The 14,458-nt window shown below is 65.1% G+C and carries 14 protein-coding genes; 5 read left to right on the top strand and 9 right to left on the bottom strand.

The genetic code is table 11. The features are described 5' to 3' along the window. Positions 1–382: 382 nt before the first annotated feature. The 4 genes from ACO2Q2_RS02070 to ACO2Q2_RS02055 are packed head-to-tail and all read right to left on the bottom strand — an operon-like array spanning position 383 to position 4,183. The gene (locus ACO2Q2_RS02070; RefSeq protein ID WP_423254111.1) at positions 383–1,339 is read right to left on the bottom strand and encodes a glycosyltransferase; all 957 of its coding nucleotides are present in this window, start codon (positions 1,337–1,339) and stop codon (positions 383–385) included. After that, positions 1,339–2,097: a methyltransferase domain-containing protein gene (locus ACO2Q2_RS02065; RefSeq protein ID WP_423254110.1), complete on the bottom strand. Its 759-nt coding sequence runs from the start codon at positions 2,095–2,097 to the stop codon at positions 1,339–1,341. Before ACO2Q2_RS02065 ends, ACO2Q2_RS02070 begins: the two co-directional genes overlap by 1 nt. Then, on the bottom strand, positions 2,094–3,335 hold the full coding sequence (locus ACO2Q2_RS02060; RefSeq protein ID WP_423254109.1) for a glycosyltransferase family 4 protein: 1,242 nt from the start codon (positions 3,333–3,335) through the stop codon (positions 2,094–2,096). The genes ACO2Q2_RS02065 and ACO2Q2_RS02060 overlap by 4 nt, the downstream gene beginning before the upstream one ends. Next, a complete protein-coding gene (locus ACO2Q2_RS02055; protein ID WP_423254108.1) occupies positions 3,332–4,183 on the bottom strand; it encodes a glycosyltransferase family 2 protein in 852 nt (283 codons plus the stop codon). Before ACO2Q2_RS02055 ends, ACO2Q2_RS02060 begins: the two co-directional genes overlap by 4 nt. 190 nt (positions 4,184–4,373) lie before the next feature. Between ACO2Q2_RS02055 and pilB the strand changes: the two genes are divergently transcribed. The 4 genes from pilB (at position 4,374) to coaE (ending at position 9,063) form a co-directional block, all read left to right on the top strand. Then, on the top strand, positions 4,374–6,104 hold the full coding sequence (pilB, locus tag ACO2Q2_RS02050; RefSeq protein ID WP_423254107.1) for a type IV-A pilus assembly ATPase PilB: 1,731 nt from the start codon (positions 4,374–4,376) through the stop codon (positions 6,102–6,104). Between the two features lie 135 nt (positions 6,105–6,239). Continuing rightward, positions 6,240–7,508 (top strand): type II secretion system F family protein, encoded by a 1,269-nt coding sequence (locus tag ACO2Q2_RS02045; protein ID WP_423254106.1) that lies wholly within the window; start codon positions 6,240–6,242, stop codon positions 7,506–7,508. A gap of 66 nt (positions 7,509–7,574) precedes the next feature. Then, positions 7,575–8,432 (top strand): prepilin peptidase, encoded by an 858-nt coding sequence (locus ACO2Q2_RS02040; RefSeq protein WP_423254105.1) that lies wholly within the window; start codon positions 7,575–7,577, stop codon positions 8,430–8,432. 10 nt (positions 8,433–8,442) lie between these two features. Continuing rightward, on the top strand, positions 8,443–9,063 hold the full coding sequence (gene coaE, locus ACO2Q2_RS02035; RefSeq protein ID WP_423254104.1) for a dephospho-CoA kinase: 621 nt from the start codon (positions 8,443–8,445) through the stop codon (positions 9,061–9,063). A gap of 242 nt (positions 9,064–9,305) precedes the next feature. On the opposite strand, the gene ACO2Q2_RS02030 is transcribed toward coaE, so the two are convergent. The 4 genes from ACO2Q2_RS02030 to ACO2Q2_RS02015 form a co-directional block, all read right to left on the bottom strand. Beyond that, positions 9,306–9,770, bottom strand: a complete 465-nt coding sequence (locus ACO2Q2_RS02030; RefSeq protein ID WP_423254103.1) for an REP-associated tyrosine transposase — start codon at positions 9,768–9,770, stop codon at positions 9,306–9,308. A gap of 529 nt (positions 9,771–10,299) precedes the next feature. Then, positions 10,300–10,701, bottom strand: a complete 402-nt coding sequence (gene mutT / locus ACO2Q2_RS02025; RefSeq protein WP_423254102.1) for an 8-oxo-dGTP diphosphatase MutT — start codon at positions 10,699–10,701, stop codon at positions 10,300–10,302. Next, the gene (locus ACO2Q2_RS02020; protein ID WP_423254101.1) at positions 10,701–11,189 is read right to left on the bottom strand and encodes a dihydrofolate reductase; all 489 of its coding nucleotides are present in this window, start codon (positions 11,187–11,189) and stop codon (positions 10,701–10,703) included. Before ACO2Q2_RS02020 ends, mutT begins: the two co-directional genes overlap by 1 nt. 124 nt (positions 11,190–11,313) lie before the next feature. After that, the gene (locus ACO2Q2_RS02015; protein WP_423254100.1) at positions 11,314–12,108 is read right to left on the bottom strand and encodes a thymidylate synthase; all 795 of its coding nucleotides are present in this window, start codon (positions 12,106–12,108) and stop codon (positions 11,314–11,316) included. A gap of 260 nt (positions 12,109–12,368) precedes the next feature. Between ACO2Q2_RS02015 and ACO2Q2_RS02010 the strand changes: the two genes are divergently transcribed. Further along, a complete protein-coding gene (locus ACO2Q2_RS02010) occupies positions 12,369–13,379 on the top strand; it encodes a TIGR00266 family protein (protein WP_423254099.1) in 1,011 nt (336 codons plus the stop codon). A gap of 176 nt (positions 13,380–13,555) precedes the next feature. On the opposite strand, the gene lgt is transcribed toward ACO2Q2_RS02010, so the two are convergent. Beyond that, entirely contained in the window at positions 13,556–14,431 is an 876-nt protein-coding gene (gene lgt, locus ACO2Q2_RS02005) for a prolipoprotein diacylglyceryl transferase (RefSeq protein ID WP_423254098.1), read from the bottom strand. Between the last annotated feature and the right edge of the window lie 27 nt (positions 14,432–14,458).

Below are 14,458 nucleotides of genomic sequence, written 5' to 3'. Positions count from 1 at the left end.
ATCATCATCCGACAGGAACGAGAAATAGCTCGCTTCTACCCTGAGTCAGGCCGAACTGGAAATTGGCCAGCACGCCGATATTCTCTGGATGAGAATGGAAAGTAACCCTGGGGCCATTCGCCGCTAGCTACGTCACGAGATCCCCGGTCGCCTCGCTCGACGCATTGCAGAAAACAGTCATTCGAGCCGACGAACCCGCCTGCGCCAAGGCACTCAATACCGCGCGCCGGAGCAATTCCGGACGTCTGCAGGTCGGAATGATCGTGGTGATCAATGGATAGTCATCTGCGGACATTCGGTCGCCTTCACATGATCAGCCGGGGCCGCTCGGCGGTGACAAGCCGGCGCCGAAACGCCTATAGGGTCACGAGCCAGTCCGTCCTCAATTCTCTCGTCGCAACCCATCCCTGACACCGGCAAGCATATTTCGCAGTTGCGCCGCGCGTGCTGGATCAAACACCAGGTGCGTCAGAAGGGTCAGCGCCGATTTTAGTAGCGCCCATGCTTTCCACACACGTGGAACGTATGGCCGACGCATCAGTCGCATTGTGTTTCGAAACAGGTAGTAGTGCCGCTGCGGTGAGCGCTCCGGCCATACCCTCCAGCCGAACAACCAGAACCGCAAACTTCGGTCGCCCATGCGGTGGCGGAACGACACGTCGGGCACGGCATAGAGGCCATGGCCTGCAGCGCGGACGCGGAACGCCCACTCCGTATCGACGTGATCGATGAACAACTCCTCCTCCAACCCGCCGAGTGCCTCGAACAGGAAAAACGGCATCAGCGTGCCACTTCCGTTGAGATTCGCCACGGCCAGTGGCTCCCGGCTGGTCGATGCGGGATAACGCCGGATCCAGAGCCAGCCCTGCTGCTGGTGAAATCCGTGCTCGAGGTTCGTCTGCACGTCAATCAGGCGAGGACCGATGCAACACGCCGTTCCTGCCAGCGCTTCAATCTCCGCGTAGCGCGCGACCAGGCGCTCTACCGCTCCGTCGTCCGGCTCGCTGTCCTGATCCAGCAAGAGAAGAAATCGGCTGGATGGAAGTAGGGTACGCGCATGCCGGGCGCCCTGATTCAGGGCCGCCGCCAGACCGACATTGACGTCGTTCTGAACAAGCACCGCACCGTGCCTGGCCGCGATACCAGCGATCCGCTCCCGCAACTCGGGCGTGGAGCCATTGTCCACGAGGACCTTCAATGCAACTGGCGGAAGCAGCTGTTGCTGCCGGGCCAGTATTTCCGGATCCGGATTGTAGGTAACGGTGACCGTGACCAAGCCGGTACCGTCGGGGTGATGGGGCAGCTTCACGTCCCCGAATTCAGGCAAACGGACCGACATCAGCCGCGCCCCGGCGCGCCATTGTCTGGCCGGTGCAATTCATAGATCAGGGTCGGAATGAGCCGGCGCAGCATCCGCAAAGGGGTATCCGGCAGGGCGCGAAGCAGCCTCGCACCGGGGGTGTATGGCCGTTCGATCTCGAATGTGGCTCGCAATGCCTCGACGCTGAGATTGCGGTGTTTGAATCCGGCGTTACCCAAAAGCCTTTCCAAATGAGGCACCGTAAGCGGTACGCAATCGTAGTTTTCACCCCGATGCATTGCTCGCAAATAGGGCGTCCGCCATGCCTCGGGTAACCAGCTCAGGAACATCAAGCGGTAGTGAGGCTCAGTAAGCATCCAGCGATTGGGTACGGCTAAGTAGCCGACGCCGTCCTGCTTCATCACGCGGCGGATTTCGGATAAGTGCTGTGCCTGCGCACTGACATCCCCTACATGCTCAATAACATGATTACTGATAACGACATCGAAATTCGCATCAGCAAAGGGTAACGCCACTCCCTTCACCAAGTGAAACTCGTAACCATCGCTCACACTCCTATTGTCTACAACATCCACGGCGACAACCTCGCATCGCATGGAATCATGATCTGCAAAATATTGCGCAATGCCTCCAGATCCTGTGCCAATTTCCAATAAACGCAGAGGCTGTGGTCGATTAACAAGATTCAGCAGCCGCTCAATCTTGAGCGCTTTGGCACTACGAGAGGCCGCGTCTAACACGGCGTGGGGCCGTCGCTCAGGCATACTGGTGATCATGCGACGTTCTCAGGAGAATCTAAATCCGGATCAACAACCCCTAGCAATCCACTTATTTCTCGACCGAACTCACTCCAAGCAAATTTCTGCGCAAAAACCTGGCAACTATCCCTCAACGCTTCTGATTCGCTAAGCGTCCTTAACACCGATTGGGCGAAGCCAAGATAGTCCCCGCTTTTGACCAGGTGGCCCGACTTCCCCTCAGCGACCGCATCCACAATGCCACCCGTACTGAAGGCCACTGTAGGCAATCCATGAGCGGCCGCCTCTACTGCCACCATCCCGAACCCCTCCGGATCCCCCCTAATATCGCGCACCGGAAACACGTGCACGTCAGCTGCGAGATAAATCGACCCGAGCACTTGATAGTCGGTGATTGTGCCCAAGAATCTCAGGTTCGCCCCTAGATCAGACAGCTCAGCAACCGCTTGGATGCTTTCGCGTGATTGCGCTTGTGCACCTAGTGCATCTTTCGGCTCATCGCCCACCACCAGGAGCAGCACGTCCGGGTAAACGGCAGCAATGCGTGGTAATGCCCGCTCCACGAATTCACGCAATCCTTTGCGAGTGGATAAGCGGCCAACCGAGAGCAAGACTGGTCGGTTTCCGAGTTGGTAATTCTTCCGAAATTCCAACCGGTCCATCTGCACGCGATCGTCTTTCGGCACTCCCTCATATTTGCCGACCTCCAAGGTCTCGCACTTAGATGAAGTCGGATCGATCGGCAAATCGACCCCAGGATTTACGATGCCAATGCGCCTCTGCTCAATGCCGATGTCTTGTGCCAACGCTGCCGTGGAGCGGCTGTTAGCGATTACGCAATTCATATGTCGCAATGCAGGACGCCACAGACAACGGTAAACCGGGTGGTGCGCAGCAAGGTCCAGCCCATGCACATACGCCGCCGACAGGGCATCAGATCCACGCGAGGCAAGCCAAACCGCCGGAGCGGTCAGGCCGCTACCTGCGAGAACAACGTCAGCCTTCCACGTTCGCGCCACCCGCCAAGCAACCCACTGCGCCTTGACCAGGAATTTCCAAAGCGGATTGAGAGGCACCTCGTAAACTATTAGTGACGCTGGGGCACTCGCCGCCGCGCCTGTAGGTGCGACGACCCGCACATCGGCGTGGCGTGACAACTCATCGGCCATATGCCAGTTCAGCCTCTCCATCCCCCCCACTAGAGGTGGAAGATTGCGAGTAACCAGCAGAACACGTGGACGCCTTGACTTGCTCATTGCGCCCGATATATCAATGCCGTGATCTGCTCTGACACTAGGCCGATCAGAAATATGATCACCGCCGCACTCCACAGCAACGTGCTTCCGTTTGTGAGGCGCCCAGACTGCAGGAAGGTCCAAAGGTAGTTGCTACAGCCCAGTACAAAAAAGGCAAAGCTCACCGGCACGAACAGCTTGAGCGGCGAGTAAAGTGTGGCGATCTTGAAGATGATCAGCAAAAAGCGCAGACCGTCGCGCAGCGGCCGGATGTGGCTAGTGGTGCCGTCGCGCTGCGCCACGTGGATAGGCTCGTAGGCTACCGCGTAAGCGCTGCGGAAAAACGCCATGGTACTGGTGGTGGGGTAGCTGAAGCCATTGGGCAGCAGGTGCAGGAACTCGCGGAACTTGTCCGCCCGCACGGCGCGGAAGCCGGAGGTGAGGTCGGCCACCGGGTGCCCGGTCATGCGGGTGGCCAGCCAGTTGTAGAAGGTGTTGGCCATGCCGCGGCCGACGCCGGCCTGGCCCTCCCAGGCGCGGGCGCCGACCACCATGTCGTAGCCCTCGTCCAGCCGGGCCAGCAGGCGGGCCACGTCGGCCGGATCGTGCTGGCCGTCGCCATCCATGAACACCAGCACGTCGCCGCTGGCCGCACGCGCGCCGCGCTTGATCGCGGCGCCGTTACCCATGGAGTACGGCGAACCCAGCCGGATCACCCCGGCCTGCGCACAGACCCCGGCGGTGTCATCGGTGGAGCCGTCGTCCACCACGATGATCTCGGCCTCGGGGTGGCGCTGGCGCAGCGACGGCAGCAACTGGGCCAGCGCAACCGCCTCGTTCTTGGCGGGCAGGATGATGCTTGGATTCAACGGCGGGCTCCCCCGAGTCTGGCCCGGGATCATAGCGCGCAAGCCGGCCCTTACGCTGTGATCGGCGCCATCCGGCAGGACCCGCCCAGCCTATCCGCAACGCCTCGCCCGATGGCGCTTGCAGCGGATGACCGCGCTGGTAGAGTGGGGTAAATTCCCCGCCAATCAGCGGGCTGGAGCAGGTTTCACCATGGCATCTCAAGTGCAGCCGGCGTCGCTTGCCGGGCTATCGGGCATGGCCCGTCGACTGGTGTCCGAGGGCGTGGTACCCGAGGCCGAGGTGCGCAAGGCCGTCACCGAGTCGACCCAGGCCAAGGTCACGCTCGCCTCGTGGCTGCTCGACCACCAGATGGTCGACAGCACGCGCTTCACCCAGGTGGCGTCGGTGGAATTCGGCATGCCGATGATGGACGTGTCGGCGCTGGCGCCGTCCGGCATGCCGCTGAACCTGATCAGCGAGGCGCTGATCACCAAGCACCGCGCGCTGCCGCTGTTCCGCCGCGGCAAGCGGCTGTACGTGGGCATTGCCGATCCCATGCAGTCGCACGCGCTGGACGAGATCAAGTTCCACTCCAACTGCATGGTGGAACCCATCCTGGTCGAGCGCAGCCAGCTGCAGCGGGTGATCGAGACCGCGCTTGCCGCCGCCGGCAACACGATCTCGGACATGGGCGGCAGCGAGCTGGACAACCTGGAGCTGGAAACCAGCGGCGGCGAGGAGGAGGCTGAATCCAGCGGCATCGATGCCACCGGTGGCGACGATGCCCCGGTGGTCAAGTTCGTCAACAAGGTGCTGGTCGACGCCATCCGCCGCGGCGCCTCGGACATCCACTTCGAACCGTTCGAGACCCAGTACCGCGTGCGCTTCCGCATGGACGGCATGCTGCGCGCGGTGGCCAGCCCGCCGATGAAGCTGGCCAGCCGCATCTCCTCGCGACTGAAGGTGATGGCCCAGTTGGACATCGCCGAGAAGCGCGTGCCGCAGGACGGCCGCATCAAGCTCAACCTGTCCAAGAGCCGTGCGGTCGACTTTCGCGTGAGCACGCTGCCCACGCTGTTCGGCGAGAAGATCGTGCTGCGTATCCTGGACGGCTCGGCCGCCAGGATCGGCATCGAGAAGCTCGGCTACGAGCCGGAGCAGCAGAAGCTCTACGTGGACGCCATCCACAAGCCCTACGGCATGGTGCTGGTCACCGGCCCCACCGGTTCGGGCAAGACGGTGTCGTTGTATACCGCGCTCAACATGCTCAACACCGCCGAGCGCAACATCTCCACCGTGGAAGACCCGGTGGAAATCCGCGTGGAAGGCATCAACCAGGTGCAGCAGAACGTGAAGCGCGGCATGACCTTCGCCGCCGCACTGCGCTCGTTCCTGCGCCAGGATCCGGACGTGATCATGGTCGGCGAAATCCGCGACCTGGAAACCGCCGAGATCGCGATCAAGGCCGCGCAGACCGGCCACATGGTGCTGTCCACCCTGCACACCAACGACGCCTCGCAGACCATCGCGCGCCTGATGAACATGGGCATCGCGCCCTACAACATCACCTCGTCGGTCACCCTGATCGTGGCGCAGCGCCTGGCCCGCCGCCTGCACGACTGCAAGAAGCCGATCGAACTGCCGCCGGAGACCCTGCTGGCCGCCGGCTTCACGCAGCAGGACATCGACGAGGGGCTGACCGTATACGAAGCAGTCGGCTGCGACAGCTGCAACGAGGGTTACAAGGGCCGCCTGGGCATCTACCAGGTGATGCCGATGCTGGAGGAGATCCAGAAGATCATTCTCAAGGGCGGCAATGCCCTGCAGATCGCCGAAGCAGCCAAGGCGGCGGGCATCGACGATCTGCGCGCCTCGGCCCTGCGCAAGGTGAAGCAGGGCTTGACCAGCCTGACCGAGATCGATCGCGTGACGAAGGATTGATGGCGGCGCCCGATCCGTGGTCCCGGACACAGCGGACCTGCGGCTCGTGCCACGGATTCTGGCGCTGGAAATGCAATAAGCTGGCGAGGTTCGACCGGCCTCAGGCCGGTCCGGGGCAGGATTGAGGGGGAGCACATGGCCACGGCTACTGCAGCGGCAAAAAACGCACGCGACTTGGGCGCCCAGCGCGCGCAGGTCAGCCAGACGACGGTGTACGAGTGGGTGGCGCTCGACAAGCGCGGCAAACTCATGAAGGGGGATATGCCGGCGAAGAATGCCTCGCTGGTCAAGGCCGAACTGCGCCGTCAAGGCATGAACCCGCAGAAGGTGCGCGAGCGAGCCAAACCATTGTTCGGCTCGGCGGGCAGTACGGTGAAGCCCCGCGACGTGGCGATCTTCAGTCGCCAGATCGCTACCATGATGGCGTCTGGCGTGCCCATGGTGCAATCGTTCGAGATCATCGCCGACGGCCAGAAGAACGTCCGCTTCAAGAACATGCTGGTGGACGTGAAGCAGGGTATCGAGGGTGGCGCCTCGCTCCATGAGGCGCTGGCCAAGTATCCGGTGCAGTTCGATGAGCTCTACCGCAACCTGGTGCGCGCCGGTGAGTCGGCCGGTGTGCTCGACACCGTGCTGGACACCGTCGCCACCTACAAGGAGCGGATGGAGGGCATCAAGAGCAAGATCAAGAAGGCCTTGTTCTATCCGGTGATGGTGCTGGCCGTGGCATTGCTGGTGAGCACGATCATGTTGCTTTTCGTGGTGCCAGTGTTCGCCACGACCTTCCATGATGCAGGCGCAGAGCTGCCCGCCCCAACCCAGATCGTGATCAGCGCGTCTGAATTCATGCAGAAGTACTGGTGGGTTGTACTTGGCGGCATCATCGGCGGCATTGTGGCGCTGGTGATGGCGAAGAAGCGCTCGCAGAAGTTCGCCCATTTCCTCGATCGGGTGATGCTCAAGCTTCCCGTGATCGGCAACATCCTGCGGCAGTCTGCGATCGCCCGCTTCGCACGTACCCTGGGTGTCACGTTCCGCGCTGGCGTGCCATTGGTTGAGGCACTGGATGCGGTAGCCGGGGCGACGGGCAGCATCGTCTACGGCGATGCCGTTCGACTGATGCGGGATGACATCGCCGTCGGCCACCAGTTGCAGTTGGCGATGCGCCAGACCGGCCTGTTTCCGAACATGGTGGTGCAGATGACCGCCATCGGCGAGGAATCCGGCGCGCTGGACAACATGCTGTTCAAGGTGGCGGAGTTCTACGAGGAGGAGGTCAACAACGCGGTCGACACGCTGTCCACCCTGCTCGAACCGCTGATCATGGTGATCCTGGGCGTGCTGGTGGGCGGCATGGTGGTGTCGCTGTACCTGCCGATCTTCAAGCTGGCTGCAACGGTGTAGATTCGCGACTCCGAGCCCCTCTCCCGCCGGGAGGGGGGCTTTTTGTTTTGTGCTGCGGGAACGTGCATGTCCGAACTTCCTCTGTCGATCTGGATCGGTGTTGCTGCCGTGCTGGGGCTGCTGGTGGGCAGCTTCCTCAACGTGGTGATCCTGCGCCTGCCTGCCCGGCTGGAGGCGATGTGGCGCAGGGAAGCCCACGACGTGCTGGATCTGCAGGCCGATCCGATCGAGCTTCCGCCGGGCATCGTGCGCGAGCCCTCGCACTGCCCGCACTGCAGGCATCGGCTGGCCGCCCACGACAACATTCCGCTGCTCGGCTGGCTGCTGCTGAAGGGGCGCTGCCGCTACTGCAACGCGTCGATATCGATCCAGTACCCGCTGGTGGAGTTGCTGAGCGGGCTGTGCAGCGCCGCCATCGTGTGGCGCTTCGGCATCGGCTGGACGGCCGCGGCGGGACTGCTGTTCACCTGGATGCTGATCGCACTGTCCGGCATCGACTTCCGCACCCAGCTGCTGCCCGACCAGCTGGTCTATCCGCTGCTGTGGCTCGGCCTGTTGCTGTCGCTCAAGCCGCTGTGGGTGTCGCCGTCGGCGGCCATCCTGGCCGCGGCCATCGGCTATCTGAGCCTGTGGAGCGTGTACTGGGCGTTCAAGCTGCTCACCGGCAAGGAGGGCATGGGGCATGGCGACTTCAAGCTGCTCGCCGCGCTGGGTGCCTGGATGGGGCTGAGCTGCCTGCTGCCGGTGGTACTGCTGTCGTCGCTGATCGGCGCCCTGGTGGGCGGCACGATGATGGCGCTCAAGCGCCACGAGCGCGACGTGCCGATGCCGTTCGGCCCGTTCATCGCGGCCGCGGGCTGGGTGTGGTTCGTGGCCGGCGACCGGATGCTCGACGCCTACCTGCACTTCACCGGACTGCGCTGAGGTCCACACGATGGCGCGTTATGTGATTGCGTTGACGGGCGGCGTGGCCGCCGGCAAGAGCGCGGTGACCCGGTGCTTCGAGGCGCTCGGCATTCGCGTGTACGACGCGGACACCGCCGCGCGGGAAGTGATCGAACCGGGCACGCAGGGGCTGGCCAGCATCGTCGAGGCCTTCGGCAAGGAAGTGCTGGGCAGCGATGGGCGGCTGGACCGGCCGGCGATGCGGCGGCGCATTTTCGCCGACCACGATGCCCGCCATACCCTGGAGGCCATCGTGCATCCGCGGGTGCGCCAGTGGCTGCGCGATCGCGCCGATGCGGACCCGGGCCCCTACTGCCTGCTGGCGATCCCCCTGCTGGTGGAAAACCTGGCGCACTACCGCTGGGTCGACCGGGTGCTGGTGGTGGACGTGCCGGAAGCCGAGCAGATCCGCCGCCTGATCGCCCGCGACGGCGTGGACGAGACGCTGGCCCGGCGCATGCTCGCCAGCCAGGCCTCACGCAGCGAGCGACTGGCGATTGCCGACGACGTGATCGACAACAGCGGCGCGCTGGATGCAGTGGCCGCGCAGGTGGCCACGCTGGACGCACGGTACCGGGCGCTGGCGGCCTCCGCCCAGGCCGGCCGCTAGTGGCGCCGCGTGGGCCGGATCGCCCCGGAACCGGTCGCGCTCCTGCGGGCGCGATGGCTTGAAACCGGTCGCGCACAGGGTGCGCTCCTACAAACGTGGGGGCTTGAACCGGTCGCGCACAGAGCCTGCCCTCGACTTGATCGGGGGGTGCGCTCCTACAAACGTGGTGGTGTGTAGGAGCGCACCCTGTGCGCGACCTCCCCCCTCCGAAGCGCAAGCCTGCCCACGCTCGAAAACCCTGTCTACATCCACGCGCAGTCCCAATACGGATAATCCCCCACCCGCGCCACCAATCCCGCCCGCACGGGGTTGGCGATGACGTAGCGGGCGACCGCTCGAACGTCGTCCTGCCGCCGCAACGCCCGGTCGTGAAACCCATGCGACCACAGGCGCGTCTGCGGTGCGACCTCGCGAATACGTTTGCTGACGAGCGCCTTGAACCGGTTCATCACGCATGCAAGGTCGTCACGGTCGCCCAGCTCGATCAATCCGTGCCAGTGATCCGGCATGAAGATCCAGCAGAGCGGTGTGGCATCACCCCACGTGGCGGGATCGATCATCTGCCGGCACGCCGGTCTGGCCAAGTCGGGATCGAGAAACCATGGGGTACGAAGTTCAGTGACGGTCGTGAGCAGGTAGGCCTGGCCGGGAATGGATACGCGACCTTTGCGCAGCGCGCGATGGCCTGGCGGGTCGAGAACGGTCATGTATCGACCATCGACCAAGGGACGTCGTGACGGTAGGGGAAGGGCACCCGCTGCGACGTAGGCAGAGGGCGCATCCGAGGCGCATCGGTCGCTCACAGGGCCTGCCCTCGACTTGATCGGGGGGTGAGCTCCTACACGTCATCGCGTCTGTAGGTCGCGCACAGGGTGCGCTCCTGCACGGCATCGGGTCTGTAGGAGCGCACCCTGTGCGCGAACACGCCCCCGTCCGATGCACAACGGAAACGTTTTGTAGGAGCGCACCCTGTGCGCGACCACAGCGTAAAGGCCCCAGCGACCCCGGCGGTCACCAGCGCCATCATGGGCGGGCAGGCTCATCGGTCGCGCACAGAGCCTGCCCTCGACTTGATCGGGGGGTGAGCTCCTGCACGGCATCGCGTCTTCCGTAGGTCGCGCACAGGGTGCGCTCCTACACGGCATTGCGTCTGTAGGTCGCGCACTGAGCCTGCCCGGACTCGATCCCGGGTGGGGATGAACTCCGGCGGTTGATGGAGGCGGTAGGCGGGCTGGATCAGTCGGCCAGCCAGCGTCGCAGCAGTTCCCGGTCGGCGGGCGCGAGGCGATCGGGCGCAAGCGTGCGCGGATCGATCCAGTCCAGCCGCTGCCCTTCCCGGGCGTGCGGCTCGCCGTGCCAGCCCAGCACGCGCCAGGTATCCAGCCGCAGCTCCAGCGCGTCGTACTGCCACGGCAGCACCAGCCAGGGTTCGGCGCGCCCGACCGTGATGCCCAGTTCCTCGGCCAGTTCACGCCGCAAGCCGTCGAGCGGCGTCTCGCCGGGCTCCAGCTTGCCTCCCGGGAACTCCCACAGCCCGGCCAGATGCTTGCCGGCGGGACGCTCGGTGATCAGCACCTGTCCGTCGTGACGGCGCAACACGCCGGCCATCACGTGCAGGGGCGAGGACGCCACGGACATCAGTGGTTGCGGATGTACTCGACCATGTCGAAGTCGTAGGCGTGCTCGGCGTCCGCCTTGTGGTGGGTGCGCGAAACCTCGGTCCATTCGCTGAAATGCACGCCGGGGAAGAACGCGTCGACGCCGTCCACCGCCGCATTCACCCACGTCAGATACAGCCGCTGCGCCTCCGGCAGCGCCGCGGCGTAGACCTGCCCGCCGCCGATCACCATCAGGCCGGTGCCGCCAGCGCGCGCCCGCGCCTCTTCGATCGAGCGCACCGTGGTCTGCCCGGCAAACGGCGCCTCGTGGCGCCTGGACAGCACGAGATTGGTGCGCCCCGGCAGCGGCTTGCCGATCGCCACGGCGGTGTTGTAGCCCATCAGCACATACTTGCCGAGCGTGAGCTCCTTGAACCAGCGCAGGTCGTCCGGCAGGTGCCAGGGCAGCTGGCCTTTGCGGCCGATGGCGAAGTTTTCATCGAGGGCGGCAATCAGCGAAACAGCCATGGCAATCCTTGGACCTGAAGGGGCGACGTGGCGCGTCGAACCGCGCCTCTCAACCCTGCCATGGTAGCGCGCGGCGGCGGCGCGGGCATCCGCAAGATGCTGCAGGATGCCGGGAGCGATCCCGTCAGACGGCCACCGGCGCCTTGATCGCCGGATGCGACCGGTAGCCCTCGATCGCGATGTCCTCGTAGCGGAAATCGAAGATCGAGCGCACGTCCGGGTTGAGCTTCAGGCGCGGCAGCGGCAGCGGCTCGCGCGTGAGCTGCAGCTTCGCCTGCTCGACGTGGTTGTTGTACAGGTGGGCGTCGCCCAGCGTGTGCACGAAATCGCCCACCTGCAGGCCGCACACCTGCGCCACCATGTGGGTGAGCAGCGCGTAGCTGGCGATGTTGAACGGCACGCCGAGGAAGATGTCGCCCGAGCGCTGGTACAGCTGGCAGCTCAGGCGGCCGTCCGCCACGTAGAACTGGAACATCGTGTGGCACGGCATCAGCGCCATCTTCGGCAGCTCGCCCACGTTCCACGCGCTGACGATCAGCCGGCGCGAATCGGGGTTGCGGCGGATCTCGTCGACCACCCAGCGGATCTGGTCCACCGCCCCGCCGTCGGCCGTCGGCCAGCTGCGCCACTGCGCGCCGTAGACCGGCCCGAGGTCGCCGTTCGCGTCGGACCACTCGTCCCAGATGCTGACGCCGTGCTCCTTGAGGTAGGCGATGTTGGTGTCGCCGCGCAGGAACCAGATCAGTTCGTGCACGATCGACTTGAGGTGCAGCTTCTTGGTGGTGACCAGCGGAAACCCTTCGCGCAGGTCGAAGCGCATCTGCCAGCCGAACACGCTGCGCGTGCCGGTGCCGGTGCGGTCGGATTTTTCGGTGCCGTGCTCCAGCACGTGGGCAAGCAGGTCGAGGTAGGCGCGCATCCGGTCATGGTAATGGGTAGGAGCGCACCCTGTGCGCGACGGTCCACCCGGCGTACCGGGTGGTGCGCCGGTCGGCCACAAGGTGGCCTCCTACAGGCGCGATCCGGAGCGCACCCTGTGCGCGACACGCTTTCCCCCCCCACGTGACGAAAAGCGTTCGCGCACAGGGTGCGCTCCTACACGGGGGGAGGGAGCGAACGTTGGCGCACGGGGCGGGCGTTCCGGCCTAGACTCCCGGTCTTTCTCCAGGAGGCATGGACATGGCTCAATGGTATTTCAGCTACGGCAACAACACCGACCGCGTCGGTCCGCTCGACGATGCCCAGGCGCGCGAACAGGCCCGGCGCCAGCCCGACGGCTACTGCTGGCGCGAGGGGTTCACCGAGTGGCAGCCGATCCGCTCGGTCGCCGAACTGGGCGGGTCGGCCGCGATGGCCCCGCCACCGGCGCCGCCCGCGCGCGGCAGCTCGGCCGACGAGGTCGACTACCGCATCGTCGGCACCGACATGCAGTTTGTCGAGATCGAGCTGGACCCGGGCGAGAGCGCGATCGCCGAGGCCGGCGCCCTGATGTACAAGGAATCGGCGGTGCAGATGGACACCGTGTTCGGCGACGGCTCGACCGCGAGCCAGGGCGGCGGCCTGATGGACAGGCTGCTGTCGGCTGGCAAGCGCGTGATCACCGGCGAGAGCCTGTTCACCACGGTGTTCACCCACACCGGCGGCGGCAAGGCCAGGGTGGCGTTCGCCGCACCCTACCCCGGCACGGTGATGGCGATGAAGCTGTCCGAGCACGGTGGCCGGCTGATCTGCCAGAAGGATTCGTTCCTCGCCGGCGCGCGCGGCGTGCAGTTGGGCATCTTCTTCCAGCGCAGGATCCTCACCGGCCTGTTCGGCGGCGAGGGCTTCATCATGCAGAAACTCGAAGGCGACGGCTGGGTGTTCGTGCACGCCGGCGGCACCGTGGTGCAGCGCGAGCTCAAGGCCGGCGAGCGGCTGGACGTGGACACCGGCTGCGTGGTCGCCTTCCACGACACGGTGAGCATGGACGTGAAGCCGGTGGGTGGCATCAAGAGCATGTTCTTCGGCGGCGAGGGCATGTTCCTGGCCACGCTGACCGGCCCGGGCACGGTGTGGCTGCAGTCGCTGCCGTTCTCGCGCATGGCCGGACGCATGCTGGCGGCGGCGCCGCAGGGCGGCGGCCAGCGGCGCGGCGAGGGCTCGATCCTTGGCGGGCTGGGCGACATCCTGGGCGGCGACCGCAATTTCTGACTGCAAAACCGGGCGTGCAGAACCCAATGGGAGGGCTTCAGCCCCGACAGCCTCTCGCCCCAAGCCACCAAGTCGCGACTGAAGTCGCTCCCACAAGACCCGCAGCCAAGCTACCCCTGTGGGAGGGGCCTCAATCAGTCACTCCGCTGCATCGTGGCTTTCTGTCATGCGGCCTGTCATGCGGCGAGCGGCAGCACCGGCGCGCGCCGCGAGATCGCGATCAGCACCAATCCCACCGCGATCAGCGGAATCGACTGCACCTGCCCCATGGTCAGCCAGCCCCAGGCGAGATAGCCCAGCTGCGCATCGGGCACCCGCACGAACTCGACCGCAAAGCGGAAGCACCCATACATCAGCGCGAACAGCCCCGAGATCAGGTAGCGCGGCCGCGGCTTGAGCGACACCAGCCACAGCACCGCGAACATCGCCACGCCTTCCAGCGCCAGCTCGTACAGCTGCGAAGGGTGCCGCGGCAGGCCGCCGAACTGCTGCAGCCGCTGCGACAGGTCGGGATGACCCGACGCCAGCGCGATGTCCTCGTCGCGCGAGCCCGGGAAGATCATCGCCCACGGCAGATCGGTGGGCTTGCCCCACAGCTCGCCGTTGATGAAGTTGCCCAGCCGTCCCAGGCCCAGGCCCAGCGGTACCAGCGGCGCCACGAAATCGATCGTGTCGAACGGATGCAGCCGATGGCGCCGCGACCACCACCAGCCGGCCAGCACCACGCCGAGCAGGCCGCCGTGGAAGCTCATGCCGCCGTCCCATACCTTGAACAATGCCAGCGGCTCATGCCAGATCCAGCCGATGCCGCCGGCGTAGTAGAACAGCATGTACCAGACGCGCCCGCCCACGATCACGCCCATCATCCCGTAGAAGAACAGGTCGCCCAGCGCATCGCGGCTCACCGGCAGCCGCCCGCGCCGGCGCCGGTACTCGCCAAGAACGGCCACCAGCGCAAAGCCCAGCAGGTACATCAACCCGTACCAGTGCACCTGCAGCGGGCCGAGCTTGAAGGCAACGGGGTCGAACTGGACGACGAAGGGAACGGACATGGCGGCGCGTCGGACAAAGAGCGCCAG

Origin of the sequence: Dyella sp. KRB-257, from assembly GCF_049445995.1 — a bacterium.
Taxonomy (GTDB): Bacteria; Pseudomonadota; Gammaproteobacteria; order Xanthomonadales; family Rhodanobacteraceae; genus Dyella_A.
This window is presented reverse-complemented; position numbering and strand designations above follow the sequence as displayed.

Excerpts from the sequence above, each read along its gene's own strand:
- ACO2Q2_RS02070 (WP_423254111.1), bottom strand. The coding sequence starts at position 1,339 with ATGTCGGTCCGTTTGCCTGAATTCGGGGACGTGAAGCTGCCCCATCAC.
- ACO2Q2_RS02065 (WP_423254110.1), bottom strand. The coding sequence starts at position 2,097 with ATGATCACCAGTATGCCTGAGCGACGGCCCCACGCCGTGTTAGACGCG.
- ACO2Q2_RS02060 (WP_423254109.1), bottom strand. The coding sequence starts at position 3,335 with ATGAGCAAGTCAAGGCGTCCACGTGTTCTGCTGGTTACTCGCAATCTT.
- pilB (WP_423254107.1), top strand. The coding sequence starts at position 4,374 with ATGGCATCTCAAGTGCAGCCGGCGTCGCTTGCCGGGCTATCGGGCATG.
- ACO2Q2_RS02045 (WP_423254106.1), top strand. The coding sequence starts at position 6,240 with ATGGCCACGGCTACTGCAGCGGCAAAAAACGCACGCGACTTGGGCGCC.
- ACO2Q2_RS02040 (WP_423254105.1), top strand. The coding sequence starts at position 7,575 with ATGTCCGAACTTCCTCTGTCGATCTGGATCGGTGTTGCTGCCGTGCTG.
- coaE (WP_423254104.1), top strand. The coding sequence starts at position 8,443 with ATGGCGCGTTATGTGATTGCGTTGACGGGCGGCGTGGCCGCCGGCAAG.
- ACO2Q2_RS02030 (WP_423254103.1), bottom strand. The coding sequence starts at position 9,770 with ATGACCGTTCTCGACCCGCCAGGCCATCGCGCGCTGCGCAAAGGTCGC.
- mutT (WP_423254102.1), bottom strand. The coding sequence starts at position 10,701 with ATGTCCGTGGCGTCCTCGCCCCTGCACGTGATGGCCGGCGTGTTGCGC.
- ACO2Q2_RS02020 (WP_423254101.1), bottom strand. The coding sequence starts at position 11,189 with ATGGCTGTTTCGCTGATTGCCGCCCTCGATGAAAACTTCGCCATCGGC.
- ACO2Q2_RS02015 (WP_423254100.1), bottom strand. The coding sequence starts at position 12,108 with ATGCGCGCCTACCTCGACCTGCTTGCCCACGTGCTGGAGCACGGCACC.
- ACO2Q2_RS02010 (WP_423254099.1), top strand. The coding sequence starts at position 12,369 with ATGGCTCAATGGTATTTCAGCTACGGCAACAACACCGACCGCGTCGGT.
- lgt (WP_423254098.1), bottom strand. The coding sequence starts at position 14,431 with ATGTCCGTTCCCTTCGTCGTCCAGTTCGACCCCGTTGCCTTCAAGCTC.